We start from the raw sequence: 17,566 nt of genomic DNA on the forward strand, positions 1-17,566 counted from the left end.
GTACAGCAAGATAGCTAATTGAAGCTGTTTTGAGCAGTATAAAATGCAAATACTCGGCTGTTAAAAACCATCTGTTTTCCCAGTAGGCGAGCATAAAAAAGCGGGCCTTGCTTACATAAGCAGAGCCCGCTCAAGCCGGGAAGTCATTTTATATAAGCAATTGATAGGCAAACAGTTAGCGCTTTGCTTCTACGTGCCGCACGATTTTACTGCTTGCAAGCGCCAGCCGCCCAGCTACGTGCCTGCAACAGGCTCGGGAACAGGCACTTCCGGCGCAGCACGGCGGCCTATGGCTTGCGCAATGATGCTGGCAATCAGGATTTGGAGCGCGTGATACATCATCAGCGGCAGGAGCACAATGCCGGCAAGGCGGGCGTCGGGAAACAATACCTTCGACATCACAGTGCCTTGCACCAACGACTTCTTGGAACCGCAGAAAAGCGCCGTAATGGTGTCGCCTTTTTCAAAACCTAACACCTTACTTACCAACAAGATCCAGGCGTACACCCCGAAAAACAAAGCGAGCAGCAGCACGCCCAGCAGCAGAATACTGGTCAGTTGGTACCCTTGGAAAATGCCACGGTAAAAGGATTCGCAAAACGAAGTGTAAACGATCAGCAGGATGATGGACTGATCAAGGTAGCGCGTCTGCTTGTCGTAGCGCTTGGCCCACGCCGATAGCCACCGATGCAGCAGTACGCCTACCACTACGGGTAGCAACACTTGCAGGGCCAAGTTGCCAATCGTACCCCACAGGCTGGAGTTGTGGCCTCCGTTAGGCAGATATAGGGCCATCCAGATGGGCGTAACAAAAACGCCTAACAGGCTGGAAATGCTGGCGTTGAAGATGGCTGCCGGCAGGTTTCCGCCCGCAATCGACACCATCACGACCGAAGAAGACACAGTGGAAGGCAGCGCTGCCAGATAAAAGCCGCCCAGCCACAGCAGCTTCTGGTTGCCGGTATCGAAGAAGGGCCGGGCCGCAATCAGCAGCAGCGGAAACACCAGAAACGTCGTCGTCTGGACGACCAAATGCAGCCGCCAGTTCGACAGACCCGCTTTTAGCTTCTCGGGACTCAGACGCAGACCGTAGAAAAAAAAGATGATTGAGACGCCGTAATTGGCGATTTGGTTGAGCGGCAAGGGCCCGTCGTCGCTGCCGAAGTGCGGCCACAGATACGCCAACAAAATAGCGCCAAGCAGCGCCAACAAGAAGCCGTCGAGCCCGGCGCGTTGGGCCAGCTGCCGGACGCGGGTGAAAGGACTTGCGTCCGATGGATCAACTTGAGATTTTACTTCAGGCATGAGCAGTAACAATTCAGAGGCGCAGGATATTTACCATACCCCGCAGACAGCGATTGGGTTGAATATGGCTGCCGGCTGTCCTCTATTCGAGTCAGTAGCGATGCGGTGTGTCAGCCAAAGCAAAAGCGACCGAAAACTTGCGTTGCCGGCCGCTTTTACTTATATACAAAATATTAATAATCAAGTACTTATCCGCGTGGCATAGAAGTACCGGGCCGGCCGGTTTTTACTTCGGGCTTAAACATCGGATCGACGTTGTCCATGTCGAGGAAGTGCGTGAATGTATCGCCGCGCAAGCCTAAGCGAATGGTTTCGAGCGACACGATCTCGTTCGGGGCAATGTTGCCTAGGTTTACGTTGGCACCCAACATTTTGATAAACCACACTTGCTGAGCCTTTTGCGGGGCTTCCCAAATGATTTTCTCGAAAGGAATCTTAGTCAAAATCTCTTCTACCAAGCCCGAACGTACCTCGCCGGTGCTCCGAAACAGGCCTACGTTGCCGGCCTCGCGGGCCTCACCGATCACCTTCACGGCGCCGGCTTCCAACTCGGTCTGCATCTGCGAAATCCACTTGTAGGGCGGAATGATTTTCTCAGCGTCTTTCGAACCTACTTCCGACAGCACCTGCACATCCTTGGCCAGCAGCCGGATGTAGTCGAGCTTGCGATCGTGGTCAAGCTCCAACGACCCGTCCGACACTTCTGCATACTCCATCCCATACTCGGAAAGCAGGCGGCGGTAGTCATCGAATTGGTTGCGGATGATGAATGCTTCAAACAGCGTACCCCCAAAATACACCGGAATGCCTGCCTCCTTGTACACTTCCAGCTTTCGCTTCAGGTTGGGTACTACATAAGAAGTAGCCCAGCCGAGCTTCACAATGTCCGTGTAAGGAGCGCCGACTTCCAGAAAGTCTTCGACTTCCCGGATGCTCAGGCCCTTGTCCATTACCATCGTAAAGCCTTGTTCGCGGGGTTTGCTGGTGCGTTCGGGTAGTTGCGTCAGGTTGTAGTTCATCGTTGGAATTTTATGATCGCAAGAACGGGGTGCACCTGCGAAAATGAATTGACGGGGCCAAAAGTACGCCCGAATTCTATAACTGCTCCGAAAAAGGAAAAGGGCCTCGGCAACTGGCATGAAAACCCAGTTGCCAAGACCCTCTGTTGCGAAGCACTCGGCTTTTACTTTCGGTATTGTTCGATCAGGCGGGTGAGCGCACGTTGCGACTCTAGTTCGGGAAAGAACTCGAACAGCAACCGATGCTTATCGAAGTCCAGCACCAGCGCGTTCTCGAGGTATTGATACGCTTCACGGTAGCGGCCCGCAGCCAGCAAATACGCGCACAGGCGATAATGCAGTTCCGCTTCGCCTGGCTGAATTTCGACGGCATTGCGCATCAAGTCGATGGCGCCCTCAAAATTGCCCTGTTCGTACAGGATAATGCTCCAGTTGAGCCAGGCATCTTTGCTGTCGGGGGCAACCTGCGAGGCACGTTCGTACGCCTCAATGGCGCTCACGACGTTGCCCACCTGGTATTCGGCAGCAGCCAGCGCAAGCCAGTATTCCACGCTTTCTTCGTACAAAGACACGGCCTTGCGGAAGAAATGAATGGCCTCAAACCATCGCTCCTGCGCGTTCAGCACAATGCCAATGCCAAACCAAGCCTCGTCCATGTCCGGCTCCAGATCGATGGCGCGCTGGTAATTGCGCCGGGCTTGGTCCCACTCGGCCAGTTTCTCGTGGCACTCCCCGATGTTGCACAGTGCTTCCGCAGTTGGCTCACCCTCGGCGTAGCTCAGCTTGAACTCCTCGATGCCTTCCCGGTACTTGAGTTGGCTGACGTAAGTGCTGGCCAGAAAGCCGTGCGCATCATAGAACTTGGCATCAATCAGGATGGCGTACTCGAAAGCGACGACGGCCTCGTCGTACTTGCCGGCCCGGTAATAAGCTTGGCCCAGATTGTACCAAGCCAGCGCCGAATACGGGTCCTGATCGGTGAAATGACGGAAAAAATCGAGGTTTTTCTCCAACCGCTCCGACACCTCCAAGCAGTACAGGAGTTCCTGCACCGCAATGTCGTTGTCGGGGTTCAGGCGCAAGCTCTGCTTATAATACTTAGCGGCGCTCTTGAACTTCTGCCAGCTTTGGTAAGCCAACCCCAGATTAAAGTAAATGTCGTCGCGGTCGGGCGCGCGCTCCACGGCTTGCTGAAAGAAGGCTACGGCTTCCGAAAACTGACCTTTTTGCGTGGCAATGATGCCACGGGTTACGGCCACGTCGGGGTTGTCGGGGTCTAGTTGCGCGACGTCTTCAATCTGCTGGGCCGCCGCGATGTACTCGCCCTTCATGGCCAGCACCTGCGAGCGATCAATTAATAATTCGGTAGAGAAAGGGTATTGGGCAATGGCAGCTTCGCATGCCTGCAAAGCCTTGTCGTACAAGGTGTTACTAGTATAATGGTCAATAATGTTTTCAAAATCGGCCAAATCAAAAAAGACGGGCTCGTTATGGGCCACCATGCGCTCAAAGCGGCGCACCGTGTCCAGTACTTCATCCCGATCCTCAAAATTTTCGTTCATTCTCATTCTGATACAAGCTACGCAAACCGCCAAAAAGACAGGTTACGCGAATTTAATTATGGCTTTGCTCTAAGAAGAGGCAACAGGCCTAAGATACAACAACCGCACCGGAGGCCGCAGGGTTCGTTCGCAAATGAGCGCAACACCATTTGATTGTTTCGCTGAGCGGCCGGAACCGAAAATCAATTGCTTGCTGCACCTTATCGGCTCGGTATTCTACGGCTCGGCGGCCGGCCCGGGCCGTGTCTTTTGTGATGAGGGGCCGCGCACCGGTCAACATGGCGCGAGCGTGCTCAAGCCGCCAGATAATCTCGGCCGCCCAATTCGGTACGGACGTTGTGGGCGGCTTTTTACCAAAGCAAGCGGCCGCCTGCCCCAGTAATTCCCACAACGAGATGACTTCGGCGCTAAGAATAAACCGCTCTCCGGAAATGGCAGTATCGAAAGTCAGCCGGAGCATTGCATCCACCACGTCGCGCACATCCACGGCATTGACGAAGCCGGGCGTATAAAAGGCGTGTTCGTTATAAGCGTAGCGAAACAAACGGGTGCTGCTGCGATCCCAATCGGCAGGGCCTAAAATCACCGACGGATTGACCATAACTGCGGACAGGCCTTCCGAAATGCCACGCCAAACTTCCAACTCCCCTAGGTATTTGGAAGTGGCATAAGCCGGGTGTTCGGCACCCAAGTCCCATTTAGCATTCTCATCCAGTACTTTAACCTTCTGACCGGCAACACTTTCTGGCGTCTGAGCTCCACCCAAAGCAGCCACTGATGAAACGTGGCAAAGACGAACACCGGGATGTTCTAGGCAAGCGTCGACAATCGTGGCTGTTCCTTCAACATTTACCTGCTGAAGCGCTTCTTCATCCTGCGGCGCGTACGAAACGAGCCCGGCGCAGTGAAACACATGCGTGACGTTTTGCAAGGCAGTCCGCAACAGGCCAGTATCGCGAATGTCGCCTTCCAGCCACTCTATCTCACCGGTATTCTCTAGCTGTGGAATCGTCTTCCGATAGAGGGCACGCACCTGATGGCCACGCGCTATCAGGGCTGGAATAAGAAAACTGCCTACTAGGCCGCTACCACCGGTGACGAAGATCATGCGCAAAGGTAACGCTCACACGTTAGAGCGAACTATTCAGCAGAGGCAACGCCAGCACCTTACGCAGGTACTCGCTTTGCAGGGTTTTGGTGCGTAGTGTCTCGGTATGTTTCAGATTGTGGGTATCGGTTCCAACCAAGTCGACCATACCTGCATCAACCATCTTCTCAGCCACCCGCTTTGCACTAGGCGAATAGTAGCCCGCCAAGGAATTGAGGTTAAGCTGTAGCAGTACGCCATTTTCCCGCACTCTCTCCAAATCCGAAAACCGGCCGTGAAAATAAGTATAGCGCTCGGGATGCGCCAGAACTGGCTGATAACCAGAAGATTGCAATTGAAACACTACTTCGTTGAAGTTGAAGGGCTCGTTGATGTACGAGGTCTCAAACAACACGTACTTCTTAGCGCCACCAAAGCTCAGCAGATCTTCTCCGGCGTGTAATTTCCGGCCAAACCATTCGTCCAAGTAATATTCGGCCGCGCATTCCAACTCCATCTCGCCGAGGTCATTGACAGCAGCTGCACTTTGCAACTTATTGAGTGCCAATCTGATACCATCGGGGGTATTTTTGTAGAAATCGCCCATGATATGGGGCGTCATAATGAGCTTGCGGAAACCTAAGGATTGCAACGCCCGCAGCAAATCAAGCGATTGCTCTATTGTCTCGGCACCGTCATCTAGCCCAGGAAGCAGGTGGGAATGCATATCCGCCACCAAAGTCGCCAAGGAAACGTCGTCAACCGGATGCGCGGCCGCAGAGCCAAAAAATTTCTGGAAGAAAGACGCCATAAAACGACTTCTAATAAGCTATGAGAAGCGTTTGCGTAGGCGAGTAAAGAAACCTTCATCCGGTTTGCTTTCCTCGTAATAGCCCTGCCCGTAACCATAGCCGTAGCCGTAGCCATATCCGTACATACCCGTGGCCCGCGCATCATTTAGAATGGTGCACATCCGGGTAAAATTATTAGCGCGGATAAGCTTGTTTATATTTTTCAGAAATGATTTTTTTGAATAATCAGCCCGAACAATATAAAGTGGAATATCAGCTTTGCGCATAATTAATATACCATCCGTCACAAGACCAACGGGCGGTGTATCAATAATGACCACGTCATACGTTTGATACAGTTCAGCCAGCATGGCGTCAAATTTCGGACTTAAAATTAATTCCGAAGGATTTGGCGGAGTTGGCCCAGCAGAAATGAAGTCAAGCGTAGGAATTGGTGTATGCTGAATGCATTCTTCAACCGAATGCCTTTCTATTAAAATAGTGCTTACGCCTTTCAGGTTTTCTGTTCCAAAAGCCAAATTCACTTTTGGTTTGCGCATGTCCAAGTCCAGAATCACGACGCGCTGCTCCGACAAAGCAATAATTCCACCCAGATTTACTGTGACAAAAGTTTTGCCTTCGCCTGAAATTGTAGAAGTAATCGAGATTAATCTTTTCTTTTTGGAAGAGCTGATAAAATCAAGATTAGTACGAATAGAGCGAATGGATTCAGAAATTGCTGACTTAGGGTTCTTATCTACAACCAGCTTCGAAACGGTCATTTTCTCCTTATCGTAGGTAGGCACAACACCCAACACTGAGGCCGAAGTTGCTCTTTCCAACTCCCGCACATTGGTTACGGTATTGTGCATAAGGAAGCGAACGGCAATCAAGCCTAGCCCTAACACAATGCCACTGGCCAAGCCAATAGCATAAACCATTAGCTTGATGGGCGAAATCGGCAAGTAAGGATAGCTGGCGGGAGAAAGAATTTGAAAGTCTGCTGTTGTGCCTGCTTTGGAGATGTTGAACTCGGTCCTTTTGTCCAAAAGCATTAAATTGTACTTCTCATACAATTCCATTGGACGACGAAGGCGTGCCAACTCGGTTTCCTTCTCTGGCAAAGCCTGTAACTTAGCGTTGAGCTCGGCATATTGCTGCTGCATCTTAGTAATCTGGCGCTGTAGCAAAATGCGGCTTTGCTGCAATGAGCGCCGGATGTTCTGCTTGATAAACACCAGCATGGATTCCTGCTGCTTCACGGCCTCCGTCGTTTCTTTATAAGAACGCAGCAGGCGTTGCAAATTGTATTGCTGGTTGTTAAGCTCCGTCAACTGTTCGGTCAGCCCTGGGTCTTCGAGCAAGGCCAAACCCGGAATGCTTTTCTCAACGGTTAAGTCCTCGCTGGTCGTTAAGCGCTCTTGCTCAACTAAACGGGAAACTTCTTCCAGCAACCTCGATTTCTCATCCAGCTTACGCCGGTCTTCTTCTAGCTGGGCCAGCTTGGCAATAACCGTTGATACATCCGAACGAACATCGTACGTTTTATTGCGCCGGACAAACCCTTGCAAATTATTTTCGGCCGCCTCTAATTTATTCTGGTTTTCCGTTAAAGTTTTGTCCAGAAATTGTAACGTTTGGGCAGTAGCTTGTTGCTTTTGCGCAAGCTTTTCTTCTAAATAAACGCTATCAATCTTGTTAACGATATCGCGCGCCTTAAGCGGATTAAAATCCTGAAAAGATATTTGAATCGTATTAGCGTTGGGGTTTATGATATCTACACTTATATTTTTCTCGAAATACGAGTTGAGCGTTCCTTCATCATTAATAATGAAATAATATTTTTTATTGATTATTTGGTCATTGAAAGCCGGAGTAGTTGTAATATCCAATACCATATCCGGGGTTGAAATCGTCTGACCAACCGAATATTCGCGATTTACTTCCTGCCCTTGAAAATTATAAGATATCTTAAAGTGCTTATTATCAACGAATTGTATATTTATTGGGGTATTATAAAATGCTCCATTCTTGATGTTATATTCTACCTTAAAAGGAGAGTTGCCATACAGTTCACTTTCCAGAACTGCGCCTTCTGCATAATAATTTACATCAAGCGCCAACGATTCTTTGAGCCGACGATAAATAATATTAGATTTAATTAATTCAACTTCACCAGAAAGCTTGTTTATATTTTGCCGACCATCACCCTGGCCTAAGGCTCCTAATCCTAAAGCTCCAGCTTCTGTCCTTTCATCAATCTTTAATAGCGACGACGACTTATAGACGGGTTTCGTGTAGCGCAGGAACAGCCAAGAACCCGTAAGCCCCAAGGCGATCAGCAACACAATCCAAGGCAGGCTCTTGCGAGCTACCGTAAGCAACGTGGTTATATCAAAGCCTTCGCTGTCTTCGTCGGCAGCTTCTGCATCTACTCCGCTAGAATTTCGAATTAACTCTTCGAGTTCAGCTTCTTCTTTTAAGGCCATGGACTACTCCGGGGTTGACTAGTAAAATAGAATAGTTAGCACCTACTATCTAAGATTTATAGCTACAAACAAAATGGTTGAAACCAGACCGGTAAGGCCACTAACTATCCCAAACAAAGGGGCAACATCGCTTATTGCCTCAAAGAAAGGCCGGCGTATAGGCTCAACATATATTATATCGTTGGGTTCCACTTGCAGGTTGGCTCTGCGCATGCCCTCAAACGTGGTAAGATTAATTACCTGAACCTGCGGGTTCTTAAGGTCCCCTCGTATAAGCCGGATATTGTCGGCGCGACCGACGCGCCCACCCGTACCGACTACTGCCCCGCCTTCGATACCGCCTGCCAAGGCTAGCACTTCAAGCAGGTTCATATTGTCGTTGGCCAATGGAATCACTTGGCCAGATGAGCCCGCTACTGCTCCTAGTACAATAATGCGGTTGTTGGAAACGCGTGTGATCACGAACACGTCGCGGTAGAACTCGCTGTATTTAATCTGCAGAAGGCTGTCCGCCTGCAGGAGGGTCAGCCCAGATATTTTCACGTAATCCACCATAGGCAGTTTCACAATCCCGTCGTTTTGAACAAGAAACTGCGCGCCACTGCTTGTGGAACCTTGTTGTCCGCTTGGTTTAGCAGTGCCCGTGCCCAACCCGGCGGGGGCGCCAAACTGAAGTTCCCCATTAGGGTCCAAGATGCGCTCACCTTTGTTCGTGAATACCCTAACGTCGAGGTAGTCGTTCGGTTGGATGACATAGTTGCGCTCCAAGCGATTGACCGCTGTACGGAGTCGGGCTGTATCAGCAACGCCCCCATCTGTTCGGAACATGGTATTCTGCTGCCGGACACGGGATGCTGTGCAGGAAGCTAATAATACGATCGCAGGCAGGCACAGCAGCCAGAAGCGCAGGAGGCGGCGAAAATCAGGTTGTTGCATGCAGGCTGAGAAGCCGATTATTTAGTTGTGAAGTACTAGGGCCCGTCCCATTCCAAGAGCAGATTTACCCTGAAAAACCTTCAAAGTAACCGAATTAGCACGCCCTTTCAAAATACGGGCCAACAGAGGCGGTGTCGCGGCTGGCTTCGGTATAATCAAAATGGTACCTTCGCGAACCCAAAACCGGACTCATCCGGTTATACCCTTACCACCCACCCAAATTACCTCCACCCATGGAATTGGTAGCTACCGAGAACCAAACAATGATTGCCCAAATGGTGCGCGACTTTGGCGCCACTCACATCAAACCCAACATGATGAAGTGGGATGAAAGCCAGGAGTTTCCTATCCATATCTTCCACCAACTAGGCGAGTTAGGCCTGATGGGTGTCTTGGTGCCTCAAGAATATGGCGGCTCGGGGTTTGGCTACACCGAATATGTAACTGCGATTTCTGAACTGGCCAAAATAGATGGGAGCATCGGCTTGTCTATGGCTGCGCATAATTCGCTCTGCACGGGCCATATTCTACAGTTTGGCTCCGAAGAACAGAAACACAAATGGCTGCCGAAGCTGGCTTCTGCCGAATGGATAGGCGCCTGGGGCCTCACGGAACCTAATACCGGTTCAGATGCCGGCAACATGCGCACGGTGGCTGTAGAAGACGGCGACTACTATGTACTTAACGGAGCTAAGAATTTTATTACGCATGGCAAAAGCAGTCAGATTGCCGTAGTCATTGCGCGGACCGGTGAAGTCGGTGATTCGCACGGCATGACCGCCTTTGTGATTGAGAAACCCACCGAAGGTTTTACTCACGGCCTGAAAGCTGATAAACTGGGGATGCGGGCATCAGAAACTACGGAGCTTATTTTCACCGACTGCCGCGTGCCCAAAGAAAATATCCTAGGAAAAGTCGGCGACGGCTTTATCCAATCCATGAAGGTGTTGGACGGCGGTCGAATCTCCATTGCGGCTTTGTCGCTGGGAATTGCCAAAGGAGCTTATGAAGCCGCAGTGCAATATTCAAAGGAGCGGCACCAGTTCAACCAGCCGATCTCCAACTTTCAGGGCATCTCTTTCAAGCTAGCTGATATGGCTACCGAAATTGAAGCCGCTTCCCTGCTCACTTATCGAGCTGCTGACATGAAAGACCGGGGCCTGAATGTTACACAAGAATCAGCGATGGCCAAACTGTATGCTTCGGAAGTAGCGGTGCGGGCTGCCAATGAAGGCGTGCAAATATTTGGGGGCTACGGCTATACAAAAGATTACCCTGCTGAGAAATTTTACCGAGATGCCAAGCTTTGCACCATCGGCGAAGGCACCTCCGAAATACAAAAGCTAGTTATTGCTCGTAACTTGCTGAAGTAAAGAGCAACTTCGTAAGGACTTGCGTAGTAAGAAAGAGCCTGTTACCTTTGCAACCCTCAAAAGAAAGTTTTCAATTCCACTTAGCATATGATCATCGTCCAAATTAAGGAGAACGAGTCGGTTGACCGCGCGCTGAAGCGGTTCAAGAAGAAGTTTGAGCGCACCGGTGTGCTGAAAGAGCTGCGTCGCCGCACGTTCTTCCAGAAGCCTTCTGTTACCTCGCGTAAGCAGAAAGAAAAGGCGATCTACAAGCAAACGATGTACGCTACTGAAAACTACTAAGCAGTAGTTTTCAGCCATTGCTGAAAAACCGGCTGATTCGCCTCAATAGGCAAATCAGCCGGTTTTTTCGCGTTCTTACTTTTCAGTTTAATTCCATACATTAGGTATTCGGCCTCAGCGGCCGGCGCCCAGCGTATGGAATTATTTTTTGACTACCTCCGGTTTGAGCGCAGGTACAGTCCTCACACTCTCCTCTCCTATCAAACTGATCTTCGGCAGTTTATGAGCTACCTCAAAGTAACTTTTGAGCTAGAGGAGCCCGCACAAGCTGACCATACCCTGATACGCTCCTGGGTAGTTGAGCTAATGCAACAGCAGCACGACCCACGCACGGTCAACCGCAAGATCGCCTGCTTGCGCTCCTATTTTAAATTTTTACTGAGTACGGGAGTCATTCAGCGCAACCCGATGCTCCGGATTAAGTCGCCCAAAGCCGCAAAAAAACTTCCTGATTTTGTACCGGAGAATTCTCTCAACGGCTTGCTCAATTCCTTTGAGTTCCCGGATACGTTCGCAGGCGTACGCGATCAACTGATCCTAGAGTTGCTCTATGGAACGGGAATTCGCCTTTCAGAACTTATTGGCATTCAACACGATGACATAAGCTTAGCTGGGCGATCAGTGCGCGTAACCGGCAAAGGCAACAAACAACGGGTCGTGCCACTCAATCCCAACCTCCTAATAGTGCTCGAACGCTATATAGCGCGGAAGCGTCTAGAATTTGGCTCAGGAGACAACGTCTGCCGGGCGCTCCTCGTTACGGATAAGCTAGAACCTCTTTACGAAAAGTTCGTGTACCGTACCGTGAAGCACTATTTGAGCCAGATTACAACTGCTTCTTCGCAGCAGCATCCGCACGTACTGCGGCACTCTTTTGCTACTCATTTACTGAGCAAAGGGGCTGATCTCAATGCAATTAAGGAGTTATTGGGGCACGCCAACCTAGCTGCGACTCAGGTCTACACGCATTTGTCAATAGACAAGCTCAAAGCTGTATTCGAAAAGGCCCATCCTAAGGCTTAGTTTATTTCTTTCTTTTTACCAAAACCCTACGAATGATGAAAGTACAGATGCATTCGGTGCATTTTGACGCCGACCAAAAACTGCTCGATTTCATCCAGAAGCGCCTCGACAAACTTGAGACCTTCTATGACCGCGTTACGGAAGCCGAGGTTATCCTGAAGCTGAACAACAAAGACGGTGTAGCCAACAAAACGGTCGAAGTGAAACTCTTCGTTCCGGGCACTACCCTCTTTACGCAAGAAGATGCGGCTTCCTTCGAAGCTGCCACCGATGCTGCTACCGACGGTCTGCGCCGCCAGATCACGAAATACAAAGAGAAATCCGTAAGCCACTAAATGTCTTATTAGCAAGTAGTTACCCATAAAAAGAGCGGCTGCCCAACTGGGCAGCCGCTCTTTTTATGGGTAACTACTTGCTAACGTTACAAGGCAAACTCTGCTTTGATCTGGTCGACGTAATCGAGCTTCTCCCAAGTGAAGGTTTCGTAGGTGTTAGAACCGCCGTTAGTGGATTTTACTTCTTTTGTACCTGGCTGGCGTCCCATGTGACCGTAGGCGGCCGTTTCGCCGAAGATGGGGTTCTGTAAACCGAAGCGCTTCACGATGGCATAAGGGCGCATATCGAACAGCGCGTTTACCTTTTCAGCAATTGCACCGTCTGTAAGCAGTTCTCCGTCAGCACCTTTTGCTTTGGTGGTGCCGTAGGTGGTCACGTAAAGCCCTACAGGCTTCGCAACACCGATAGCGTAAGCGACCTGCACAAGCACTTGGTCGGCAACGCCGGCCGCTACCAAATTTTTAGCGATGTGGCGGGCAGCATACGCGGCCGAACGGTCGACTTTCGACGAGTCTTTACCCGAGAAAGCACCGCCGCCGTGGGCTCCTTTGCCACCGTAAGTATCCACAATGATCTTCCGGCCCGTGAGGCCAGAGTCACCGTGCGGGCCACCGATTACAAACTTCCCGGTTGGGTTGATGTGGTAAGTAATCTGATCGTTAAATAACTTCAATACTTCCTGCCCAAGACCGGCTTTCACCCGAGGAATCAGGATGGTTTTGATATCATCGGAAATGCGCTGCAGCATGGCTTCTTCCGAACCATCGAAATCATCGTGCTGGGTACTTACCACGATGGTATCAATGGCTTCAGGCTTATTGTCGTCGGTGTAGCGAATCGTCACCTGCGATTTCGCGTCGGGCCGCAAATACGTCATGCTTTGGCCTTCCTTGCGGATAGCCGAAAGCTCCCGTAGCAGGCGGTGCGACAAATCCAGCGCCAACGGCATGTAGTTCTCGGTCTCGCGAGTGGCGTAGCCAAACATCATACCTTGATCACCAGCCCCTTGATCCTCAGGGCTTTGGCGTTCAACGCCTTGGTTGATATCCGGTGACTGCTCGTGCAGGGCCGACAGAATACCGCATGATTCGGCTTCAAACTTATATTCGGCTTTGGTATAGCCAATGCGACGAATCACGTTGCGAGCGATGGTTTGCACATCGACGTACGCTTTTGATTTTACTTCGCCGGCCACTACCACTAAACCAGTGGTAACCATGGTTTCGCAAGCTACTTTGGCTTCCGGATCCAAACGCAGAAACTCGTCGAGAATGGCGTCAGAAATTTGATCGGCTACTTTATCGGGATGGCCTTCCGATACAGACTCGGAAGTGAAGAGATAAGGCATTTGGTTCGTTATCGGTGAAATAAAGCCTAGCCGCTGAGGCGCTTGAGCGCACTGCGGATCGCAAAGCTACGCTTTTCACTTGTTACTTAGATCGTATTGATTTAGTAAACCTATCGTTATACCTCTAAGTATGCATTCGTGCTGGTAAACTTGCTTCCAGCTTAAGGTTGTAGCGAGAATGCCGATTTGGGTACGCAAAAAGAACCAAAGACATAACATTGCATTTACATAATCACCTCACAGCGAGATACTTATACAAATCCTGTTCTTGGTAATCTTTTGGTATGCTATTGCCCTGTGCCGCTACCGCCGGCCGGGCCACTGGCGCCCGGTTTCAGATTCGTTTCAAACAGCTTCAGAATGCGTTTGTATTCGTCGGTCCAGGAGCTGGGCTCTTCAAACCCGTGGTTTTCAACAGGATATACGGCCAGTTCCCAGTTTTCCTTGTGTAACTCAATGAGGCGCTGCGTTAGGCGTACGATATCCTGAAAATGCACATTGGTATCGACCATGCCGTGGCACATCAGCAAGGCGCCTTTCAGACCTTCGGCATGGTAGATGGGCGAAGAGCGCCGGTAGGCGATGCTGTCGTTATAAGGCTCGTTGAGAATGTTGTCGGTGTAGTCGTGGTTGTAGTGCGCCCAATCGGTGACAGAGCGTAGCGCAGCACCGGCCTTGAATACATCGGGCTGGGTAAACATTGCCATCAGCGTAATAAAGCCGCCGTAGCTACCACCGTAAAGACCAATGCGTTGGGGACTGACACTGTATTTCTCAACGAGCAGCTTTGCCCCGTCTACATGATCATTCAGGTCTTTGCCGCCCATGTAACGGTAAATACCCGTGCGCACCTCCCGCCCGTAACCTGACGAGCCACGGTAATCGATGTCAAGGACCGTGTAGCCGTGCTCCACCAGCAGGTTGTTGAACATGTATTCGCGAAAATACTGGCTCCACCATTTGTGGGCGTTCTGCAAATAGCCCGCGCCGTGCACAAAAATCACCGCCGGGCCTTGCGCCTGCGGCGTAGCGGGCCGGTACAAGCGAGCGTACACGTCGGCGCCATCGCGGGCTTTAAAACTGATGACTTCCGGTTCGCGCCACGCATAGCTTTTGAACTCACTGGTGAGCGAGCTGGTGATCTGTTTGGCTTTGGCCCCGGCTTTGTTGGGCATAACGTATAGTTCCCACGGCTTGGTGCTGTAGCTATAGCGCACGGCCAGCGTTTTCTCGTCGGGCGACAGCGTGACTTCGCTGGCTCCCGGCAGCGTCGTGATTTGCGTCAGGGGCCCGCCGTTGGCAGGCATGCTGTAGAAGTGCTGCTCACCCGGGTGCGTTTTGTTGGCCGTGAGGTACCACGTCTTTTTGTCGCGGCTGAGCTGGGCTCTCTGGATTTCAAATTTGCCGCTGGTCAGGGCTTTCTTTTGGCCGTTGGCCACATCGACGGTGTAGAGGTGCGAATAGCCACTTTCCTCGCTTTGAAACCAAATGCGTTGATTATCAGGCATCCACCCAACGTTACCTGCTTCATAGCCAATACCAGGGCCGTTGATCCAGGCTTCGTCGCGCTGGCGGTCGAGCAAAGTGAGCTTCTGCGTTGCCGGATCGAGGGAAACCAGCCAGCGGTCTTTGTTATCAGCCGAGCGCAACACCAGAAAGGCCCGCTGCCCGTTGTCCGACCAGAACGGCCCAAATGGGGCCAGCCGGCGCAGCTCGCCGGCTTTTTCTGGTTTCTTAGCGGCTGTTTTGCTTGTGTCAGTGGCAGTTTGCGGCTTGCTTTTAACCTGATACTCTTTACGATACGCCGGTTGCTCATCTAGCCCTTTAAGGCCCGTATAGCCTACCGTGAAGGTGGTATCGCGCCCGATATCATATAGACCCAACTGATAAGTGGCCTGTGGAGAGCCAACTTTAGTGCGAGCCTGAATTTCCTCCGTGAAGCCCGAAGAAGTCACGAAGTTGGGCACTACGGCCACCCGATCGCCGCTGGCCTCCTGCACCAATGTGTAAGTCACATACCGACCATCGGGGCTAAGTTGCAGATTATCTGCGCTTTGGCCACCTATGTATATTGACTTGGGCCGCAAGCGCGCCAAGGCCTTCTGCGCCCGCAACCGATCTTTTTGATCCTGGTCTTTTTTCTTAATTATTTGAAAGAGAGATAGTTGCTGATCACGCAGGAATTTGTCTGCTTTCTCGCCCGACTGTCCGTTGCCGGGCTTTGAGCCCTTGCGGAAATCGGTGCGCTGCACGGTTTCGCCAGTAGCCGGGTCCCAAGTAAAGAGGTTGCCGCCGCGCGTGTAGCTAATAAGCTGGTCTTGCAGGGCAAACGCCGGTGCAAACTCGCGCTCGGCGGTGTTGGTCACGCGCCGGATTTTGTTGGATTTCAGCTCCAGCAGGTAAATATCGCCCTCCTTTTCGTAAACCTTTCGAGCGTATTTCCGATCGTATGCGCCGTTGTTGGCCGGGAGAGCACGTTGTTCGCGCAGACTTACTTTGCGAATGGTTTTGCCGTCGGGCGTGGCCGAATACAGCGAATCGCGGCGGGCTTTTTCGGGGTTCCAGTTGAAATAGATGTGCTTACCATCTTCGCCCCACGACACGTTGGAAGGCGAAGTACCTATCCACTGCGCCGGATCGCGCATGATTTTCTCCACCGTCAGCGGGGCAAGGGAGGTGGGAGCAGGCGTTGGCTGAGATTGAGCAACGACGGCGGCTGGCAGCAACCAAGGCCACAGCCAGGCAATAGAAGTAAGGCGCATCAGAGAAGAAAATGTACGAGAGGTGCAAAGTACACAGCTTCCGGCAAGGACTGGCACACACAGTCAACTACATGCCTGGTAGCCTTGGTAGCTAAATCCCACCCTGCTCCCAAGCACGCAATTCGGCTTTGAGGTTGCGACGAGCTGGTACTTCCAGTTTATTCCGGAAATCGGCGGTATGATAAATAATCGGCGCGGCCAACAGCTTTTCGAGCACTTTGCGACGGCCGCGGCGGTACATAAAATCGGGAACCAGCCGGTATTCCTGCCGCACCTGGCGGGCATATTGCCAGTAATCAGCCTCCGAAACGCCCAAGATTCCCAGGTCGGCGTCCAGCAGCAGGTGCAGATCGGTATCGGCGGCAGGCTGAGGGGCCGTATGGTCTTTGGTGCGCTCAATGAGGTAGCTCACCCGCTCGCGGCGGGCAGCGGTCAGGTTGGTATGCGCCAGAAACTCCTGAGCCATGCTGGCACTCCGGGCTTCGTTGTCGTCGCGCATGGGGTTGTACAAGGCATCGTGAAACCACACGGCCAACTGTACCACCACCGGATCTTGGAGCTGAGCAGCGTGGCGCTCCAAGTCATCGAGCACGTTGCGGATATGCGTAAATGTATGGTAGTGGCGGCTCGATGAGTCGTACGCTTCTGTTAGCTGCCGAAGCATGGCCTGCCGAACGGCCACGTCGCTCACCAACGGCGTGGTAAGGCGGCTCCAGCGGGCAGGAAGGGTGGTAGTAGTAGCGATCACAGAAATTATATAAAGAGTAGACTATCAATGTATTAATTCGCAGTCGGTACCCCATAAGGGTTAGGCAGCCGGGCTTCCAGATACCGTTCGGGATTTGCCAGCGGAACGAAACCAAACTGCGTGTACAGGCCGTGGGCATCGAGGGTGGCCAGCATCCGGCGTCGGATTCCCTGCAACTGCGGGTGCGCCCACACGCACTCCATCAACCATTTCGACAGACCTTGGCCGCGAAATTCCGGCAGTACAAATACGTCGCAAAGCCACGCAAAGGTCGCACGATCGGTCACAATTCTACTAAATCCAACTAATTGATCATCAGCAGTATACAAACCAAAGTTGAGCGAATTATCAAGCGCTCGCTCCACGGTTTCGAGCGGGATGTTCTGGGCCCAGTACGATTCTTGGGCCAAATACCGATGGATGACGGGCACGTCCAGCCGCTCACGGCTGGTATCAACTACAAACCCACCATCGGGGTGCACACAGGTGTAAGGGACAGGCATAC

The 17,566-nt window shown here is 51.6% G+C and carries 15 protein-coding genes; 4 read left to right on the plus strand and 11 right to left on the minus strand.

Annotated features, from left to right (window positions below; genetic code table 11):
• Positions 1-234: 234 nt before the first annotated feature.
• The 7 genes from H9I52_RS14695 to H9I52_RS14725 form a co-directional block, all read right to left on the minus strand.
• Complete coding sequence (locus H9I52_RS14695) at positions 235-1,305, minus strand: bile acid:sodium symporter family protein (protein ID WP_139515840.1); 1,071 nt, start codon at positions 1,303-1,305, stop codon at positions 235-237.
• Between the two features lie 188 nt (positions 1,306-1,493).
• The gene (locus H9I52_RS14700) at positions 1,494-2,324 is read right to left on the minus strand and encodes a phosphosulfolactate synthase (protein WP_139515839.1); all 831 of its coding nucleotides are present in this window, start codon (positions 2,322-2,324) and stop codon (positions 1,494-1,496) included.
• Positions 2,325-2,488: 164 nt separating this feature from the next.
• Complete coding sequence (locus H9I52_RS14705; RefSeq protein ID WP_139515838.1) at positions 2,489-3,886, minus strand: tetratricopeptide repeat protein; 1,398 nt, start codon at positions 3,884-3,886, stop codon at positions 2,489-2,491.
• 88 nt (positions 3,887-3,974) lie between these two features.
• The gene (locus tag H9I52_RS14710; protein WP_187454453.1) at positions 3,975-4,994 is read right to left on the minus strand and encodes an NAD-dependent epimerase/dehydratase family protein; all 1,020 of its coding nucleotides are present in this window, start codon (positions 4,992-4,994) and stop codon (positions 3,975-3,977) included.
• A gap of 22 nt (positions 4,995-5,016) precedes the next feature.
• Positions 5,017-5,784, minus strand: coding sequence for a tyrosine-protein phosphatase (locus H9I52_RS14715; RefSeq protein ID WP_139515836.1), 768 nt, complete (start codon positions 5,782-5,784; stop codon positions 5,017-5,019).
• Positions 5,785-5,802: 18 nt separating this feature from the next.
• Positions 5,803-8,253 (minus strand): GumC family protein, encoded by a 2,451-nt coding sequence (locus H9I52_RS14720; protein WP_187454454.1) that lies wholly within the window; start codon positions 8,251-8,253, stop codon positions 5,803-5,805.
• 45 nt (positions 8,254-8,298) lie between these two features.
• Positions 8,299-9,189 carry a polysaccharide biosynthesis/export family protein gene (locus H9I52_RS14725; RefSeq protein ID WP_187454455.1) on the minus strand — a complete coding sequence of 297 codons (891 nt, stop codon included), beginning with the start codon at positions 9,187-9,189 and terminating at the stop codon, positions 8,299-8,301.
• A 233-nt stretch (positions 9,190-9,422) separates the two neighbouring features.
• Here H9I52_RS14725 and H9I52_RS14730 point away from each other — a divergent pair, with 233 nt between their 5' ends.
• The 4 genes from H9I52_RS14730 to hpf all read left to right on the plus strand — a co-directional run bounded on the left by H9I52_RS14730 (position 9,423) and on the right by hpf (position 12,202).
• A complete protein-coding gene (locus H9I52_RS14730; RefSeq protein ID WP_139515833.1) occupies positions 9,423-10,562 on the plus strand; it encodes an acyl-CoA dehydrogenase family protein in 1,140 nt (379 codons plus the stop codon).
• An 87-nt stretch (positions 10,563-10,649) separates the two neighbouring features.
• On the plus strand, positions 10,650-10,844 hold the full coding sequence (rpsU, locus tag H9I52_RS14735) for a 30S ribosomal protein S21 (protein WP_139515832.1): 195 nt from the start codon (positions 10,650-10,652) through the stop codon (positions 10,842-10,844).
• A gap of 135 nt (positions 10,845-10,979) precedes the next feature.
• Positions 10,980-11,867, plus strand: a complete 888-nt coding sequence (locus tag H9I52_RS14740; RefSeq protein ID WP_187454456.1) for a tyrosine-type recombinase/integrase — start codon at positions 10,980-10,982, stop codon at positions 11,865-11,867.
• A 35-nt stretch (positions 11,868-11,902) separates the two neighbouring features.
• A complete protein-coding gene (gene hpf, locus H9I52_RS14745; protein ID WP_139517780.1) occupies positions 11,903-12,202 on the plus strand; it encodes a ribosome hibernation-promoting factor, HPF/YfiA family in 300 nt (99 codons plus the stop codon).
• An 86-nt stretch (positions 12,203-12,288) separates the two neighbouring features.
• Here hpf and metK read toward each other — a convergent pair whose 3' ends face one another.
• The 4 genes from metK to H9I52_RS14765 form a co-directional block, all read right to left on the minus strand.
• On the minus strand, positions 12,289-13,551 hold the full coding sequence (gene metK / locus H9I52_RS14750; protein ID WP_187454457.1) for a methionine adenosyltransferase: 1,263 nt from the start codon (positions 13,549-13,551) through the stop codon (positions 12,289-12,291).
• Positions 13,552-13,838: 287 nt separating this feature from the next.
• Entirely contained in the window at positions 13,839-16,313 is a 2,475-nt protein-coding gene (locus H9I52_RS14755; RefSeq protein ID WP_187454458.1) for a prolyl oligopeptidase family serine peptidase, read from the minus strand.
• A 91-nt stretch (positions 16,314-16,404) separates the two neighbouring features.
• On the minus strand, positions 16,405-17,061 hold the full coding sequence (locus H9I52_RS14760; RefSeq protein WP_187454459.1) for a hypothetical protein: 657 nt from the start codon (positions 17,059-17,061) through the stop codon (positions 16,405-16,407).
• 32 nt (positions 17,062-17,093) lie between these two features.
• On the minus strand, positions 17,094-17,564 hold the full coding sequence (locus tag H9I52_RS14765; RefSeq protein WP_187454460.1) for a GNAT family N-acetyltransferase: 471 nt from the start codon (positions 17,562-17,564) through the stop codon (positions 17,094-17,096).
• Positions 17,565-17,566: the final 2 nt, after the last annotated feature.

It is taken from the genome of Hymenobacter sp. BT491 (genome assembly GCF_014349165.1).
In the GTDB taxonomy this organism is placed as follows: domain Bacteria; phylum Bacteroidota; class Bacteroidia; order Cytophagales; family Hymenobacteraceae; genus Hymenobacter; species Hymenobacter jejuensis.